17 protein-coding genes are annotated in these 15,528 nt (G+C 66.7%); 14 read left to right on the plus strand and 3 right to left on the minus strand.

Going from position 1 to position 15,528, the window contains the following annotated elements; all coding sequences use genetic code 11:
* Positions 1–251: 251 nt before the first annotated feature.
* The 3 genes from O0K41_RS04755 to O0K41_RS04765 all read right to left on the minus strand — a co-directional run bounded on the left by O0K41_RS04755 (position 252) and on the right by O0K41_RS04765 (position 2,873).
* Complete coding sequence (locus tag O0K41_RS04755) at positions 252–1,154, minus strand: sulfurtransferase (protein WP_088437150.1); 903 nt, start codon at positions 1,152–1,154, stop codon at positions 252–254.
* Positions 1,151–1,954 (minus strand): CoA pyrophosphatase, encoded by an 804-nt coding sequence (locus O0K41_RS04760; protein ID WP_024957875.1) that lies wholly within the window; start codon positions 1,952–1,954, stop codon positions 1,151–1,153. The genes O0K41_RS04755 and O0K41_RS04760 overlap by 4 nt, the downstream gene beginning before the upstream one ends.
* Before the next feature lie 217 nt (positions 1,955–2,171).
* A complete protein-coding gene (locus O0K41_RS04765; RefSeq protein WP_005408797.1) occupies positions 2,172–2,873 on the minus strand; it encodes an FKBP-type peptidyl-prolyl cis-trans isomerase N-terminal domain-containing protein in 702 nt (233 codons plus the stop codon).
* A 167-nt stretch (positions 2,874–3,040) separates the two neighbouring features.
* Here O0K41_RS04765 and O0K41_RS04770 point away from each other — a divergent pair, with 167 nt between their 5' ends.
* The 14 genes from O0K41_RS04770 (at position 3,041) to O0K41_RS04835 (ending at position 15,387) form a co-directional block, all read left to right on the plus strand.
* Positions 3,041–3,823 carry an enoyl-CoA hydratase-related protein gene (locus tag O0K41_RS04770; RefSeq protein WP_012479639.1) on the plus strand — a complete coding sequence of 261 codons (783 nt, stop codon included), beginning with the start codon at positions 3,041–3,043 and terminating at the stop codon, positions 3,821–3,823.
* A gap of 4 nt (positions 3,824–3,827) precedes the next feature.
* Positions 3,828–4,181 carry a hypothetical protein gene (locus O0K41_RS04775; protein ID WP_005408795.1) on the plus strand — a complete coding sequence of 118 codons (354 nt, stop codon included), beginning with the start codon at positions 3,828–3,830 and terminating at the stop codon, positions 4,179–4,181.
* A complete protein-coding gene (gene nth, locus O0K41_RS04780) occupies positions 4,181–4,870 on the plus strand; it encodes an endonuclease III (protein ID WP_012479638.1) in 690 nt (229 codons plus the stop codon). Before O0K41_RS04775 ends, nth begins: the two co-directional genes overlap by 1 nt.
* 196 nt (positions 4,871–5,066) lie before the next feature.
* Entirely contained in the window at positions 5,067–6,278 is a 1,212-nt protein-coding gene (locus O0K41_RS04785) for an OprO/OprP family phosphate-selective porin (protein WP_005408793.1), read from the plus strand.
* Positions 6,279–6,500: 222 nt separating this feature from the next.
* Positions 6,501–7,517 carry a phosphate ABC transporter substrate-binding protein PstS gene (gene pstS, locus O0K41_RS04790; protein WP_005408792.1) on the plus strand — a complete coding sequence of 339 codons (1,017 nt, stop codon included), beginning with the start codon at positions 6,501–6,503 and terminating at the stop codon, positions 7,515–7,517.
* Between the two features lie 473 nt (positions 7,518–7,990).
* The gene (gene pstS, locus O0K41_RS04795; RefSeq protein ID WP_005408791.1) at positions 7,991–9,079 is read left to right on the plus strand and encodes a phosphate ABC transporter substrate-binding protein PstS; all 1,089 of its coding nucleotides are present in this window, start codon (positions 7,991–7,993) and stop codon (positions 9,077–9,079) included.
* Between the two features lie 82 nt (positions 9,080–9,161).
* Positions 9,162–10,130, plus strand: coding sequence for a phosphate ABC transporter permease subunit PstC (gene pstC / locus O0K41_RS04800; RefSeq protein ID WP_008267250.1), 969 nt, complete (start codon positions 9,162–9,164; stop codon positions 10,128–10,130).
* Positions 10,130–10,993: a phosphate ABC transporter permease PstA gene (gene pstA, locus O0K41_RS04805; protein ID WP_308304445.1), complete on the plus strand. Its 864-nt coding sequence runs from the start codon at positions 10,130–10,132 to the stop codon at positions 10,991–10,993. Before pstC ends, pstA begins: the two co-directional genes overlap by 1 nt.
* 19 nt (positions 10,994–11,012) lie before the next feature.
* A complete protein-coding gene (gene pstB, locus O0K41_RS04810; RefSeq protein WP_005408788.1) occupies positions 11,013–11,843 on the plus strand; it encodes a phosphate ABC transporter ATP-binding protein PstB in 831 nt (276 codons plus the stop codon).
* A gap of 65 nt (positions 11,844–11,908) precedes the next feature.
* Positions 11,909–12,616, plus strand: coding sequence for a phosphate signaling complex protein PhoU (phoU, locus tag O0K41_RS04815; protein WP_005408787.1), 708 nt, complete (start codon positions 11,909–11,911; stop codon positions 12,614–12,616).
* Between the two features lie 256 nt (positions 12,617–12,872).
* Positions 12,873–13,229: a hypothetical protein gene (locus O0K41_RS04820; protein ID WP_123958374.1), complete on the plus strand. Its 357-nt coding sequence runs from the start codon at positions 12,873–12,875 to the stop codon at positions 13,227–13,229.
* Positions 13,216–14,091, plus strand: a complete 876-nt coding sequence (locus O0K41_RS04825; protein ID WP_123958373.1) for a DUF692 domain-containing protein — start codon at positions 13,216–13,218, stop codon at positions 14,089–14,091. Before O0K41_RS04820 ends, O0K41_RS04825 begins: the two co-directional genes overlap by 14 nt.
* A complete protein-coding gene (locus O0K41_RS04830) occupies positions 14,084–14,839 on the plus strand; it encodes a putative DNA-binding domain-containing protein (RefSeq protein ID WP_123958372.1) in 756 nt (251 codons plus the stop codon). Before O0K41_RS04825 ends, O0K41_RS04830 begins: the two co-directional genes overlap by 8 nt.
* 26 nt (positions 14,840–14,865) lie before the next feature.
* Positions 14,866–15,387: a DoxX family protein gene (locus tag O0K41_RS04835; RefSeq protein ID WP_049449710.1), complete on the plus strand. Its 522-nt coding sequence runs from the start codon at positions 14,866–14,868 to the stop codon at positions 15,385–15,387.
* Positions 15,388–15,528: the final 141 nt, after the last annotated feature.

Below are 15,528 nucleotides of genomic sequence, written 5' to 3' on the forward strand. Positions count from 1 at the left end.
GCTGGCGGCTGTGCGTTCGGGCGCTTGCGAAGCAGTGCTTCGCAAGCAAAGCGCCCTCACCCATGTAAGCTCGGTCGGCCCCGCAACCGGACCCACCCCGCCTTCGACAGATTTCTGCCGCTGTTGGTGGGTGCCGACCTTGGTCGACACGGGGTCGGATCCCGTGGCCACGCAACGGGCTCTGACCCGGATTTACGCTCGATAGGGTCAGAGCCGTTTCCCGTTGGAAAACGGATCCGACCCCGCGCTTCTCAGGCGCCGGTCGCCACCGGGCGGCTGCTGTCGCTCACCCAACCGCTCCAGGAGTCGGCGTAGATGCGTGCGCCGCTCAGGCCTGCGCTTTCCATCGCCAGCAGCAGGTGGCAGGCGGTCACGCCGGAGCCGCACATCAGCACCACCTGCTGCGGATCACGGTTGCCGATCACACCCTGCAGCTCGACGCGCAGTTCCTGTGCATCGCGCAGCCGGCCGTCGGCGACGTTCAACGCAAACGGACGGTTGACCGCGCCGGGTACGTGGCCGGCGACCGGGTCCAGCGGCTCGACTTCGCCGCGGAAGCGTTCGCCCGCGCGTGCGTCGACCAGCCAGCCCGGCGCGTGCTTCAGGCGTGCGCTGATCTCCTCGGCATTGGCGATCTGGGTGGTGTCGAAACGGCCCGGGTAAGCCGGCAGCGCGGTCACCTCATCCGGCCCCGTCGCCAAAGGTTGCCGTGCGGCCTGCCACGCGGCGATACCACCATCGAGCACGGCCACCTTGCTGTGCCCGATCAGGCGCAGCAGCCACCACAGGCGCGAGGCGGCCATGCTGCCGTCGCTGCCGTCGTAGACCACCACCTGCGTGTCAGGACCGATGCCCCACTGGCCGAGCTTCGCGGCGAAGGCATCGCTGTCCGGCAGCGGATGGCGACCATGGCCGACGCGCGACAGATCGGACAGGTCACGATTCAGATCGGCATACACCGCACCCGGGATATGACCTGCCAGGTACTGGCCGCTACCTGCCTGCGGATCGGCCAGCGAGGAACGCGCATCAACCACCCGCACCGCGGTGCTGGCGGTGGCGCGTGCGTCGACCACGCGCACGCCCTCGCCCAACGCAGCGGCCAGGGTGGCGACATCGACCAGGGTGGTCCACGGCGGATCGATCGGGTTCATTGCACTTGCTCCAGGCGGCGACGCAGGTTGTAGAGAATGGCCGCGGTGGCGCCCCAGATGCGCTGGCCGGGCCAGCTGTACTCAAGGACGTGACGGATGCGGCCGCGATGGTTGATTTCGACCTGGCGCAGGTTGTCCGCCGCCATCAGGTAGTCCAGCGGCACCTCGAACACCTCGGCCACTTCGCTGGGCTGCGGCACCGGCACGAAGTCCGGATCGACCACCGCCACCACCGGGGTGACCCGATAGCCGGTGATCGTCACGAAGGGATCGAGATAGCCCAGCGCCTGCACCTGGCCCGGAGCCAAGGCGATTTCTTCCTGGCTCTCACGCAATGCTGCCGCCAGTGCGTCGCGGTCGTCGGGCTCGGTGCGGCCGCCGGGGAATCCGACCTGGCCACCGTGCGTGCGCAGGGTTTCGGTGCGACGGGTGAGGATCACCTGCGCGCCACTGGCGCGCGGCACGATTCCCGCGAGCACGGCCGCTTCCACCGGAGGCCCGGGCGGCAGCAGATCGATCAGTTCGCTGCGGTTCCAGCCATCGCCGGCCGGCGGATCGGCCAACGGATGCAGCGCGCGCATCAAACGTTCGTGGTCGGCCAGCGAGCCGCGCAGTGATTGCTGGAGCTGCGCCCGCAACGGCTGCACGCGATGCAGGATGCGACTGCGTTCGTCGTTGCTCATCGACGACCACCGTGCGATTTCATCGATATGACGCCCGCAGCCGGTGCACTGCCGGTGCGGATCCAGCGTGCACACTCCGATGCAGGGACTTGCGACAACACGCGCCGTTTCTTCCATTGTTTGCACCCGGCAACAGTAGCGCGAACGGGCTGAATTTGCGCGGGTGGGCCGGTCGGACGGTAGAGTCGACTGTCAGTCGACTAGCGCGCGCAGCGCGGGCGTTTCCCCGATGTGACCCAAGAGCAGTCGACTGACAGTCGACTGTACCGTCAGGCACTGCGCAAACAAAAACGCGCCGGTGGAATCACCGGCGCGTTTGGTTTACTGCTTCGATTTACTTGACGCTGACCAGCTTGATCTCGAACTGCACAGCCACGTTCGGCGGGAACGGGGTGCGCGGGTCCGCACCGTAGGCCTGGTCCGGCGGCAGGGTGACTTCCCACTTCGAGCCGGCCGGCATCTGCAGCAGGGTCTCGCGCATGGCCTTCATTTCGACTTCGCTGACCTTGATCGACGGGATCTGCTGGGCCGGGCGGGCTTCGGTCGGGCGCTGGCCGTACGGGAACGGACCGGCCACTTCCAGCTGCACGGTGCTGGCCTGGGTCGGCTTGGCACCCTTGCCGGCTTCGATCACGCGGTACTGGACGCCGCTCGGCAGCGACTGCACGCCGGCCTTGGCCTTGTTCGCCGCGATGAACTGATCGCTCTTGGTCTTGTTTTCGGCAGCAGCCTTCTCGTACTCGGCCTTGGCAGCCTGGGCACGGCCCTGCTCGCGCTTCTGGAACGCTTCAACGGCCGGCTTCAGCTGCTCGGCGGTGATCGCCGGCTGCTTCTTGGCGTAGGCATCCTGCAGGCCCTTCACCACCGAGTTGATGTCCAGCTGCTCACCACGACCGGTCAGCTCCGCCAGGTTGTTGCCGTAGTCGTAACCGAAGTAGTAGCTCAGCTTGCCCTTTTCGGACGAGACGTCCTGGGCGAAGGCATTGCCCGTCAGGGCCAGGGCCGCGACGGCGACCGCGATAGAACGCAACTTCATCAAACAGTTCTCCAGGGGTGGTAACTCAGGGACGTTCTGCGCCGCCCTGAGGCGACGGGTTAGGATAACGGGCGCAACGTGTAACCGCTACTCACGATGCAGGCTATGACCCGTCTGCGTTCGCGGAGTTCAATATCACTTTTTTTTAACGTTCCAGGAGTTTCCCCGTGGCCGATGCCCTGATCGCTGTCACCGACGACGGCGCCATCCGCACCGTGACCGTCCAGCGCCCGGACAAGCTCAACGCCCTGAACGCCGCGACCCTGCAGGCCCTGGCCGAGGCCTTCAGCGCCGCCGCAGCAGACCCGGAGATCCGCGTGGTGGTGCTGACCGGTGCCGGCCCGAAGGCGTTCGTGGCTGGCGCTGACATCGCCGAGATGAACACACTCAGCGCGGTTCAGGGACGTGATTTCTCGCTGCTGGGCCAGGCCCTGATGCGCCAGATCGAGCGCATGCCCAAACCGGTCATCGCCCGCGTCAACGGTTTTGCCCTGGGCGGCGGCCTGGAACTGGCCATGGCCTGCCACCTGCGCATTGCCGCCGATACCGCCAAAGTCGGCCAACCGGAAATCAATCTCGGGCTGATTCCCGGCTTCGGCGGCAGCCAGCGCCTGCTGCGCCTGTGCGGCCGCGCCGCCACCCTGGAGCTATGCCTGCTGGGTGCACCGATCAATGCCGCACGTGCGCTGGAACTGGGGATCGTCAACGAGGTGGTACCGGCCGACGCGCTGGACAACCGCGTGCAGGACATCGCCCGGCAGCTGGCACGCTCGGCGCCGCTGGCCCTGCGCGGCCTGCTCGATGCGGTGCACGTGGGCGGCGAATGCAGCCTGGAAGCCGGGCTGGAATACGAAAGCGCACAGTTCGGCCTGCTGTTCGCCACCGAGGACATGCGCGAGGGAACCAGCGCCTTCCTGCAGCGTCGCCCGCCGGCCTTCCAGAACCGCTGACGCCATGGCATCCCGACCCAACCCCGCGCAGCTGTTTGCCCGGGTCCAGGCAGACGATCTCGATGGCGCCCTGCAGGCCGGGCTGATGGACTATGTCGCCCGCGCCGACGACGCGCAGTTGCTGCCCGGCCACCCGGAACTCCCGCAGCGGTTGCAGCAGGCCCAGCAGCAGCTTCAGGCCGCCTGGGCGGCACGCGAACGCTACCGCGCGCGTGCGGTGCGACTGGCCCGCCGCGAAGCCGAACGCGACGCGCGGCGCACGCCCGCCCCGGCGCCGGACGTGAAGCCCGCCCTGCCCGCCGCGGCCGCCGCCATCCTCGCCCGGGCCAAGGCCCGCGCCAGCGGCAAGGAGCAGTAATGGCGACCACGAAGAAAACCGCACGCGCCCCGGCGCGGCGTGGCGGCACGATGCCGCGCGCCGACGTGGTGGAAATGTTCACCCGCCTGCGCGAACTCAACCCGCACCCGAAGACCGAACTGGAGTACAGCTCGCCGTTCGAGCTGCTGGTGGCGGTGGCGCTGTCGGCGCAGGCCACCGACGTCGGCGTCAACAAGGCCACGCGCCGCCTGTTCCCGGTGGCCAACACGCCGGCGAAGATCCTCGCGCTTGGCGAAGAAGGACTGAAGCAGTACATCGCCACCATCGGCCTGTTCAACGCCAAGGCGAAGAACGTGATCGCCACCTGCGCGATCCTGCTGGAAAAGCACGGCGGTGAAGTGCCGCGCGATCGCGATGCGCTGGAAGCACTGCCGGGCGTGGGCCGCAAGACCGCAAACGTGGTGCTCAACACCGCGTTCGGCGAGCCGGTGATGGCGGTGGACACGCATATCTTCCGCGTCTCCAACCGTACCGGCCTGGCCCCGGGAAAGAATGTGCGCGAAGTGGAAGACAAGCTGGTGAAGGTGATCCCCGCCGAGTTCCTGCTCGACGCGCATCACTGGCTGATCCTGCACGGACGTTATGTGTGCAAGGCGCGCAAGCCGGATTGCCCGGGATGCGTGATCGCCGATCTGTGCCGGTTCAAGGACAAGACCCCGGCCGAGTGACGGCCGCATCCATGCAGGGCGTGGATCGACTGCAACCAAGGCGCAATCCGGGCGTCATACGCAAGCGGGTTCAATGGCAGGCCCTGCCGTGACGGGGCCTGCGGTGGATGTCTGCCGCGCGTGAACTGTCACATTTACGCAATCTTTACCTTCTAGCCTGCGCGCATCTTCCCACCTGCCTGCAAGGCTCCTCTCCATGAAACTGCATCACCAACTCCTGACGGTGGCCGTGGCTGCTGCGCTGTATGTGCCGGCTGCACACGCCGAAGTCGCCATCGACGTGATCGGCGGTTCGGAAATCACCTTCGAAGGCCTGGTCCAGGCCGATGGCAACTGGTTCCACAACGATGTGGTCGACCTCAACGGTGGCGACGCCGGCAACGGCAAGAACAGCGAATTCGAACTGCGTCGCGCCGAGCTGGTGCTGAAGGGCAAGGGCCCGGGCAACGTGGAGTGGGTGGTCGGCTATGACGCCAAGGCCGACAAGTTCCTCGACACCAACGTGAAGTACAAGCTGCTGGGCAACGCCAACCACTTCCTGCAGCTGGGCCAGTTCAAGCAGCCCAACAGCCTGGAAGAACTGTCCAGCACCAAGAACAACGATTTCATTTCCAAGGCAGCGGTCACCAACACCTATGCCATCGCCCGCCGCCTGGGCGGCGCGTACAGCTACGGCCAGGACAACTGGTCGGTGACTGCCAGCGCCTTCGGCCGCGAGCTGACCCGCAACCTGGCCCACGGCAGCGGCTACGGCGCGCGTGGCACCTGGGCCCCGATCAATGAAAAGGGCCAGGTCCTGCACTTCGGACTGAGCTACGTCAACTACGACACCGACGCCGACACCCTGCGCGTGCGTGCACGTCCGAATGCCGACCTCGCCACGGCCCGCCTGGTCGACAGCGGCAACCTGACCGACACCGACCGCGTCAGCACCATCGGTGCCGAAGCGATGTACTTCCAGGGCCCGTTCAAGGCCCAGGCCGAGTACTACACCAGCAAGGCCAAGCGCTACGACCACGACAACTACACCAGCGACGGCTATTACATCAGCGGCGTGTGGAACGTCACCGGCGAGACCTGGAGCTACAAGGGCGGGACCCCGGGCACCGGCCTGCCGAACAACCCGGCCGGCGGCCAGTGGCAGCTGGGCGTGCGCTACGACCACATGGACCTCAATGACGGCAACCTCGCCGCCAACCCGGTTGCCGGTCGCCCGCCGATCGTCGATGGCGTGCTGGGTGGCAAGATGGACATCTGGACCGTTGGCGCCAACTGGTACCTGCGTTCCAACTTCAAGCTGATGCTCAACTACGTGATGGTCGACAGCAAGAAGTACAGCTCCACGGCGCGCGGTTTCGTCAACGATGATCCCAACATCCTGGAAGCCCGCGCGCAGTTCTTCTGGTAAGTCCAGCCCCCTGCGTTGACCCGCGAAGGCACGGCCCCGGCCGTGCCTTCGTCGTTGCATCGGTAGCCGCGCTGCCCTGCCGGCGCAGCGGACGTGACATCGCTCATGACGCGTGTCACGCCCGCGTCATATGACAGACGCGGGGGTGTCACGCAACCGTTATGGAATGTGCACCGAAACGTCGGGCAACCGCCCTTCGACCACCACCCCAGGAGTCTCCCCGTGATCCACGCCTTCAAGTCGCGCGCCGCTGTCGCCATCCTGGCCGCATCGTCCGTGTTCGCCGCCAACGCCGCCGATATCACCGGCGCGGGCGCATCGTTCATCTACCCGGTCATGTCCAAGTGGTCGGCCGACTACAGCACCGCAACCGGCAACAAGGTCAACTACCAGTCCATCGGTTCCGGCGGCGGCATTGCCCAGATCAAGGCCAAGACCGTTGATTTCGGCTCCTCCGACGCGCCGCTGAAGCCGGAAGACCTGGCTGCTGCGGGCCTGGCGCAGTTCCCGTCGGTGATCGGCGGCGTGGTGCCGGTGGTCAACGTGGCCGGCATCGCGCCGGGCGCGCTGAAGCTGGACGGCGCGGTGCTGGCCAACATCTTCCTGGGCAAGATCAAGACCTGGAACGACCCGGCCATCGCCGCGCTGAACCCGGGCGTGACCCTGCCCAACGCCAAGGTCACCGTCGTGCATCGTTCGGACGGCTCGGGCACCACCTTCAACTTCGTCAATTACCTGTCCAAGGTCAGCCCGGAGTGGAAGAGCTCGGTCGGTGAAGGCACCTCGGTGCAGTGGCCCGCCGGCATCGGCGGCAAGGGCAACGAAGGTGTTGCCGCCTATGTGAAGCAGATCAAGGGCGGCATCGGCTATGTCGAACTGTCCTACGCGCTGCAGAACAAGCTCTCCTACACCGCGATGAAGAATGCCGCCGGCAAGTTCGTGCAGCCGAGCGACACCTCGTTCGCAGCCGCTGCCGCCAGCGCCGACTGGGCCAACGCCCGCGACTTCTACCTGGTGATGACCAACGCGCCGGGCGCCGAGTCCTGGCCGATCACCGCCACCAACTTCATCCTGGTGCAGAAGACGCCGAAGAATGCTGCCAATGGCAAGGCGACCCAGGAGTTCTTCCGCTGGGTCTACAAGAATGGCGACGCCCAGGCCCGCCAGCTGGACTACGTGCCGCTGCCGGACAGCCTGGTCCGCCAGATCGAGACCTACTGGTCGCAGAACCTGAAGTAAGCGCGTTCCCCCGCAGGAACGGGGGCGGCGGGTCCTCTCTCCCCCGCCGCTCCCACCCGGGCGCGAGATCCTCGAGATCTCGCGCTCTTCTTGTTTTTGGGGGATGGGTCGTGAAGAGCGCTGCGCCTTCGCTGATCCATGGGGGAGTCGGTGGGGTCATGGAAGGCAGGAGCGTTTGTAGAGACGAGCCCACGCTCGGCTGGGTGCTGGAGCGTGCGGACCAACGGTCCGCACCTACCGAGAACAGGGAGCAGTCGAGCATGGCTCAACTCTACAAGGGCCAACCGACCGTCATATCGGTGCGCAGATCGGGGGTTTCCGGGCACCTGCCGGATCGGCGCCAATCCTGTGAAACCCTTGTCAGAACGTGATCCAGGACACCCCTGTCATGGTGGTAATACGGCTGTAACAAAAACATCATTTCATAGCCGCATCCGCCGACCACGTCGGCTCTTCCCCGCTATGGAGTGACCATGAAACTGCACTCGGCCGGCCTCGCCGCCCTTTCCCTGGCCATCGCCCTGGGCCTGTCGGCCTGCGGTGGCGACAAGCAGGCCGCGCAGCAGCCGGCTGCCGACGGCGCCGCCGCCCCGGCCGCTGCCGGTGCCAAGGTGACCGCCGAAGTGTCCGGCGCGGGCGCGTCCTTCATCTTCCCGCTGGTCTCCAAGTGGTCGGCTGACTACAACACCAGCACCGGCGCCAAGATCAACTACCAGTCGATCGGCTCCGGCGGCGGTATTGCCCAGATCAAGGCCGGAACCGTCGACTTCGGTTCCTCCGACAAGCCGCTGAGCAGCGAAGAGCTGGCCCAGGCCGGCCTGGCGCAGTTCCCGTCCGCCATCGGCGGCGTGGTGCCGGTGGTCAACATCGAAGGCCTGGAAGCCGGCAAGCTGCGCCTGAGCGGCGCCCTGCTGGCCGACATCTTCCTGGGCAAGGTCAAGACCTGGAACGACCCGGCCATCGTCGCCGCCAACCCGGGCGTGAAGCTGCCGGACGGCAAGATCACCCTGGTCCACCGTTCGGACGGTTCGGGCACCACCTTCAACTTCTCCAACTACCTGTCCAAGGTCAGCCCGGAGTGGAAGAGCAAGGTCGGCGAAGGCACCTCGGTGCAGTGGCCGGACGGCGTCGGTGGCAAGGGCAATGAAGGCGTCGCTTCCTACGTGAAGCAGATCAAGGGCTCGATCGGCTACGTCGAACTGGCCTACGCGCTGCAGAACGGCATGCCGTACACCGCCATGCAGAACGCGGCCGGCAACTGGGTCGAGCCGAGCGCGGAAACCTTCGCCGCCGCGGCCGCCAGCGCCGACTGGGCCAGCGCCAAGGACTTCAACCTGGTCATCACCAACGCTCCGGGCGAGCAGGCGTGGCCGATCACCGCCACCAACTTCATGCTGATGCAGAAGAAGCCGAAGGACGCCAAGCGCAACCAGGACACCCTGGCCTTCTTCAAGTGGGCCTTCGAAAACGGCCAGGCGCAGGCCAACGAGCTGCACTACGTGCCGCTGCCGGCCGAACTGGTCAAGCAGATCGAGGCCTACTGGGCGACCGACCTGAAGTGATGGACACGACGGTGCCCGCCCCACGCGGGCACCGCTTCTTCCACGCCGTGCCGCCCCGCCCCTTTCTGGCCCTGCCGTCCCCATGAATGCCATCGCCCAGCCTGTAGCCGCCCCGTCCACGCGTGATGCGCGTGATGCCCGCAACGACAAACTGTTCCGATGGGTGCTGGTCGGCACCGTCATCTTCGTCCTGATCGCCCTGGCCTGCGCCGCGCTGTCGATGCTGTGGGGCGGCCGCCATGCCCTGCAGATGCAGGGCCTGAGCTTCTTCTTCTCCGCCGACTGGAACCCGGTCGAAAACAAGTTCGGCGCCCTCGCTCCGATCTACGGCACCCTGGTCACCGCGCTCATCGCGATGGTCATCGCCGTGCCGGTCAGCTTCGGCATCGCCTTCTTCCTCACCGAAGTCGCGCCGCGCTGGCTGCGTGGCCCGGTCGGTACCGCCATCGAACTGCTGGCCGGCATTCCCTCGATCATCTACGGCATGTGGGGCCTGTTCGTGCTGGTGCCGGTGATGACCGAGTACGTCACCCCGTTCCTCAACGAGACCCTGGGCGAATGGCCGATCATCGGCCCGATGTTCCAGGGCCCGCCGCTGGGCATCGGCATGCTCACCGCCGGTTTCGTGCTGGCCATCATGGTCATTCCGTTCATCTCCTCGGTGATGCGCGAAGTGTTCCTGACCGTGCCGACCCGCCTGAAGGAGTCGGCGTACGCGCTGGGCTCCACCAAGTGGGAAGTGAGCTGGGACATCGTCCTGCCCTACACCCGCTCGGCAGTGATCGGCGGCATCTTCCTCGGCCTCGGCCGCGCCCTGGGCGAGACGATGGCGGTGGCCTTCGTGATCGGCAACAGCGTGCGCCTGTCGCCGTCGCTGCTGGAGCCGGGCACCACCATCGCCGCGCTGATCGCCAACGATTTCGGCGAAGCCACTGAAACCTACCGTTCGGCCCTGCTGCTGCTCGGCTTCGTCCTCTTCATCGTCACCTTCGTGGTGCTGGCCATCGCCCGCCTGATGCTGATGCGCCTGTCCCGCAAGGAGGGCAACTGATGTCCACCACCGCTGATTCGTTGTACCTGCGCCGCAGCATCGGCAACGTCGTTGCGATCACCGCCTCCTGCGCCACCGCGCTGTTCGGCCTGTTCTTCCTGGGCTGGATCCTGTTCACCCTGGCCTCGAAAGGCCTGGCCGGCATCAACTGGGACCTGTTCACCAAGATGACGCCGCCGCCGATGCAGGATGGTGGCCTCGCCAACGCCTTCTTCGGCAGTGCCGTGATGTGTGCGCTGGCGATCGGCATCGGCACGCCGCTGGGCGTGCTGGCCGGTACCTGGCTGGCCGAGTACGGCAACGCCCGCAAGGCCGGCACCGTGGTCCGCTTCGTCAATGACATCCTGCTGTCGGCACCGTCGATCGTGCTGGGCCTGTTCGTCTACACCCTGTACGTGATGCAGACCGGCGGCAACTTCTCGGCGTTCGCCGGTGCCCTGTCGCTGGCCTTCATCGTGCTGCCGGTGGTGGTGCGCACCACCGACGAGATGCTGCGGCTGGTGCCATCGCAGATGCGCGAAGCGGCCCTGTCGCTGGGCATCCCGCAGTGGAAGGTGATCGTGCAGGTGCTGTACCGCAGTGCCTCGGCCGGCATCATCACCGGCATCCTGCTGGCGCTGGCCCGCATCTCCGGCGAGACCGCTCCGCTGCTGTTCACCGCTTTCGGCAACCAGTACTGGAACAACAACATCTTCCAGCCGATGGCCTCGGTGCCGGTGGTGATGAACCAGTTCGCCGGCAGCCCGTATGAATCCTGGCAGGTGCTGGCCTGGGCCGGTGCCCTGGTGCTGACTGTCTTCGTGTTGCTGGTCAGCCTTGCCGCCCGCGGCATCCTGCTGCGCAACCGTATCTCCCATGACTGACCTTTCCGTGGACAACGCCATGAACGACCTTTCCAACGCCGTGCCGATGCAGCGCATCGCCGTGCCGTCCTCGCACGAGAGCCTGCACACGCCGTCGCCGGTGAAGCTGGCTGCGCGTGGACTGGACTTCTACTACGACAAGTTCCACGCCCTGAAGGGCATCAACCTGGAGATTCCGGAAAAGCGCGTGACCGCGCTGATCGGTCCCTCCGGTTGCGGCAAGTCGACCCTGCTGCGCATCTTCAACCGCATCTACGCGCTGTACCCGAAGCTGGAAGCGCGCGGTGAAGTGCTGCTGGACGGCGAGAACATCCTGTCGCCGAAGTACCCGATGAACCGCCTGCGCAGCAAGGTCGGCATGGTGTTCCAGAAGCCGGTGCCGTTCCCGATGACCATCTTCGAGAACGTGGCCTACGGCATCCGCCACCACGAGAAACTGAGCAAGGCCGACATGGCCGACCGCGTCGAGCAGGCACTGCGCCAGGGCGCACTGTGGGACGAAGTGAAGGACAAGCTGGGGCAGAGCGCGCTGGGCCTGTCCGGTGGCCAGCAGCAGCGCCTGTGCATCGCCCGTGCCGTGGCGCTGCGCCCGTCGGTGCTGCTGCTGGACGAGCCGACCTCGGCGCTGGATCCGATCTCGACCAGCCGCATCGAGCAGCTGGTGGAAGAGCTCAAGCACGAGTACACCATCGTCATCGTCACCCACAACATGCAGCAGGCCGCGCGCGTTTCCGACTACACCGCCTTCATGTACCTGGGCGACCTGATCGAGCACGACCGCACCGAAGTGATCTTCTCGCAGCCGTCGCAGCGGCAGACCGAGGACTACATCACCGGTCGCTTCGGCTGATCGACGCTGATCCTTCGCCACATGTCCCAGCCAGGCACGGCCTGGCTCTACCCGGATTGCAGACCATGAACCTTCCCAACGACCACATCGTCAAGAGCTACGACGAAGAGCAGCAACGCCTGGTGGCCGAGATCGTGCGCATGGGCGAGATGGCCGTCGCCCAGCTCGAAGCGTCGATGGACGTGATCGAGAAGCGCGACGAGAACGCCGCCCATCGCATCATCGCCAACGACGAAGCCATTGATGCGCTGGAGCAGCAGATCAGCCATGACGTGATGCGCCTGGCCCTGCGCGGCCCGATGGCGCGCGACCTGCGCGAGATCCTGGCGGGCCTGCGCATCCCGGCCGACATCGAGCGTATCGGCGACTACGCGGCCAACGTCGCCAAGCGTTCGATCGCGCTGGGCAAGGTGCCGCCGCTGCCGCAGATCCAGGGCCTGCGTGCGCTGGGCCGCCTGGCTGCGCAGCAGGTGCGCCGTGCCATTGCCGCCTACCGCGACAACGACGCCGATGCCGCGCTGGAACTGCGCGAGGACGATGCCCGCCTGGACGCGCAGTACACCGCGCTGTTCCGCGAGCTGCTGACCTACATGATGGAAGACCCGCGCAACATCACCCCGTGCACCCACCTGCTGTTCATGGCCAAGAACCTGGAGCGCGTGGGTGACCACGCCACCAACATCGCCGAGAACGTGTGGTTCCTGGTGCACGGCGAGCAGCCGCTGCCGCCGCGCGAGAAGCGCGACGAGACCTCCAGCACCGGCCAGCCCTGACGCTGCACTGCAACACCGGAGTTGACTCCAAGGTGGCCGCTGTCCTGGTGAGAGCGGCCTTCTTTTTTGGGGTGTTCCACCCGCATTGTGGGCGCCGGGCTTGCCCGGTGCGAACCCGCCGGATGCTTCTGTAACAAACCTCACGAAAATTTGAGGTCTTGGCGAGGATTCGTTGAGTAGGATCGCTGCACCATCGATTCCACCGGCACCCCTGCCGGCCACCCGGGCACCCGCCCACCACCCAGGAGCACGACCTATGAGCAGTTCCAACAAGACCCTGTCCCTGCTGACTGCTACCGCCCTGGCCGCCGGCCTGGGCATGACCGCCAGTGCCTCGGCGCTGAGCATGAGCGACCTCGCCCAGGGCTATCTGGTGGCCGGCCAGGCGGCCAAGGCCAGCACCGATGCCAAGGCAGCAGATACCAAGATGGCCGCCGACGCGACCAAGCACGCCGAAGGCAAATGTGGTGCCGACGGCAAGAGTGCCGAGGGCAAATGCGGCGCCGACAAGGGCAAGGCCGCCGGTGCTGCGGCAGGCGCCAAGGCCACGTCCGGCGACAAGAAGTCGGCCGAGGGCAAGTGCGGCGAAGGCAAGTGCGGTGCCAAGCACTGACGTCCGCGCCAGCGCCGTCCACCTGCGGTCGCCGCTTCGTGCGGCGGCCGCCGGGTTGGGGCTGCGCCGGGCGCTGCTGCAGGACCTGCGTGATGCACCGGCGGGTGACTTCGATTTCCTCGAATGCGCGCCGGAGAACTGGATCCATGTCGGTGGTCCTGCCGGGGATGCACTGGCCGAACTGGCGCAGCGCCATCCGTTGAGCTGCCACGGCCTGTCGTTGTCGCTGGGCGGCAGCGCGCCACTGGATACGCAGCTGCTGGAACAGGTCGGCCAGTTCCTGGAGAAGCACCGTGTGCCACTGTACAGCGAGCACCTGAGCTACTGCAGCGACGACGGACACCTGTACGACCTGCTGCCGATTCCGTTCACCGACGAAGCGGTGCGCCATACCGCCGCGCGCATCGCCCGCGTGCAGGACCTGCTGGGTCGCCGCATCGCAGTGGAGAACGTGTCCTACTACCTGGCGCCGGAGCCGGCGATGGACGAGCTGGCCTTCACCAACGCCGTGCTCGCCGAGGCCGACTGCGACCTGCTGCTGGACGTCAACAACGTCTACGTCAACGCCTGCAACCACGGCTACGACGCCGACACCTTCATTGCCGGGCTGCCCGCAGAACGCATCGTCTGCCTGCACGTGGCCGGGCACCTGGACGAGGCACCGGACCTGAAGATCGATACCCATGGCAGCGCGGTGATCGACCCGGTCTGGGCGCTGCTGGCACGCACCTATGCGCGCATCGGCGCACGCCCCACCCTGCTTGAGCGCGATTTCAACTTCCCGCCCTACACCGAACTGCAGGGCGAGCTGCAGACCATCCGGCGCCTGCAGGCGACGCACGCCGGGGGCGCACATGACTGATGCTCCCGACACGCTGCGCGCGCAGCAGCACGCATTCACTGCCCATCTGCGTGATCCACAGGGCGTGCCGCCACCGGCCGGGCTGGAATCACGCCGGGTCGCGGCATACCAACGACTGCTGTTCAACAACCTGCTCGGCCTGTTGAGCAACGGCTTCCCGGTCTGCGTGCGCCTGCTCGGCGAGCCGGCCTGGAGCGGACTGGTGCGCCATTACTTCGCGACCCATCGCTGCCAGACACCGCTGTTCACCGAACTGGCCGCCGAATTCGTGCAGTGGCTGCAGGCGCAGCCACAGCTGCCGCATCCGGCGTTGGCCGAACTGGCCCACTACGAGTGGGTGGAAACCGCGCTGTACCAGCTGGATGCCGAACCGCTGCCGGCGCAGGACGACACCGACCCGCTGCGGGTGCCGCTGCAGCGCTCGCCCTTGGCATGGCCGCTGCTGTACCAGTGGCCGGTGCACCGGCTCGGTGCCGAGGACGCACCGACCGAGCCGCCGGCCGAGCCGACTGGCCTTCTGGTGCGCCGCGATGCCGACGGCGAGGTGCGATTCGCCGCGCTCAGCCCTCTGGCGGTGTTCCTGCTGTCCAGCATCGGCGAACAGCCCGGCCTTGATGGTCAGGCCTACCTGCAGCGTCTGGCCGCTGCGCACGGCCTGGCCGAGGATGCGCTGGCCGAACCCGGTGCCGCGCTGCTGCGGCAGTTCCTGCAGGCCGGCGTGATCGGCCCGCTCACAGCCCCTCCCTGACACACCTCATTCGCGGAGCCCCCCTGATGAACCTTCCGACCCTGGCCACCGCGCGTGGCCAGCTGGACCGTCTCGCCCCCTGGTTGGCCCCGCTCGGCCTGCGCCTGCTGCTGGGCTGGGAATACTTCGAATCCGGCCGCGAGAAACTGCACGGCCAGAACTGGTTCGCCGACCTGCAGGATGCCTTTCCGTTCCCGTTCGATCAGCTGCCGAGCACGCTGAACTGGCAGCTGGCGACCTGGTTCGAACTGGTCGGCGCGGCCTGCCTGCTGTTGGGTTTCGGTACGCGTTTCGCCGCCGCCAGCCTGCTGGTATTGACCGTGGTGGCCACCTATGCCGTGCACTGGCCGATGCAATGGGACTCTCTGGGCGACCTCGCGATGGGCTATGCGATCACTGACCAGGGCTTCGGCAACTTCAAGCTGCCGGTGCTGTTCATGGCGATGCTGCTGCCGTTGATTTTCAGCGGCGCCGGCAGGCTGAGCGTGGATGCGTGGTTGGCACGGTGGCAGCCATCGGGCGCGACGGCACGGCCCGCAGTCCGGTAGATGGCGACCCTGGTCGGCGCGTTGTGTGCCAACCAAGGTTGGCACCTACCGGAATCCTGAGTGCGCGGTGCACCGGTGGGTGTCGACCTTGGTCGACACGCTCCTGCGCAGGGAACCCGTGCGCCACGGGCTGGCCGGGCG

This window comes from Stenotrophomonas sp. Sm2128 (assembly GCF_030985535.1).
GTDB lineage: Bacteria > Pseudomonadota > Gammaproteobacteria > Xanthomonadales > Xanthomonadaceae > Stenotrophomonas > Stenotrophomonas maltophilia.

Bases quoted from the DNA above. Each gene is read 5' to 3' on its own strand.
- pstB (WP_005408788.1), top strand. From the start codon at position 11,013: ATGAACGACCTTTCCAACGCCGTGCCGATGCAGCGCATCGCCGTGCCG.
- nth (WP_012479638.1), top strand. From the start codon at position 4,181: ATGGCGACCACGAAGAAAACCGCACGCGCCCCGGCGCGGCGTGGCGGC.
- O0K41_RS04785 (WP_005408793.1), top strand. From the start codon at position 5,067: ATGAAACTGCATCACCAACTCCTGACGGTGGCCGTGGCTGCTGCGCTG.
- phoU (WP_005408787.1), top strand. From the start codon at position 11,909: ATGAACCTTCCCAACGACCACATCGTCAAGAGCTACGACGAAGAGCAG.
- O0K41_RS04765 (WP_005408797.1), bottom strand. From the start codon at position 2,873: ATGAAGTTGCGTTCTATCGCGGTCGCCGTCGCGGCCCTGGCCCTGACG.
- O0K41_RS04775 (WP_005408795.1), top strand. From the start codon at position 3,828: ATGGCATCCCGACCCAACCCCGCGCAGCTGTTTGCCCGGGTCCAGGCA.
- pstS (WP_005408791.1), top strand. From the start codon at position 7,991: ATGAAACTGCACTCGGCCGGCCTCGCCGCCCTTTCCCTGGCCATCGCC.
- O0K41_RS04755 (WP_088437150.1), bottom strand. From the start codon at position 1,154: ATGAACCCGATCGATCCGCCGTGGACCACCCTGGTCGATGTCGCCACC.
- O0K41_RS04820 (WP_123958374.1), top strand. From the start codon at position 12,873: ATGAGCAGTTCCAACAAGACCCTGTCCCTGCTGACTGCTACCGCCCTG.
- pstA (WP_308304445.1), top strand. From the start codon at position 10,130: ATGTCCACCACCGCTGATTCGTTGTACCTGCGCCGCAGCATCGGCAAC.
- pstC (WP_008267250.1), top strand. From the start codon at position 9,162: ATGAATGCCATCGCCCAGCCTGTAGCCGCCCCGTCCACGCGTGATGCG.
- O0K41_RS04835 (WP_049449710.1), top strand. From the start codon at position 14,866: ATGAACCTTCCGACCCTGGCCACCGCGCGTGGCCAGCTGGACCGTCTC.
- O0K41_RS04830 (WP_123958372.1), top strand. From the start codon at position 14,084: ATGACTGATGCTCCCGACACGCTGCGCGCGCAGCAGCACGCATTCACT.
- O0K41_RS04760 (WP_024957875.1), bottom strand. From the start codon at position 1,954: ATGGAAGAAACGGCGCGTGTTGTCGCAAGTCCCTGCATCGGAGTGTGC.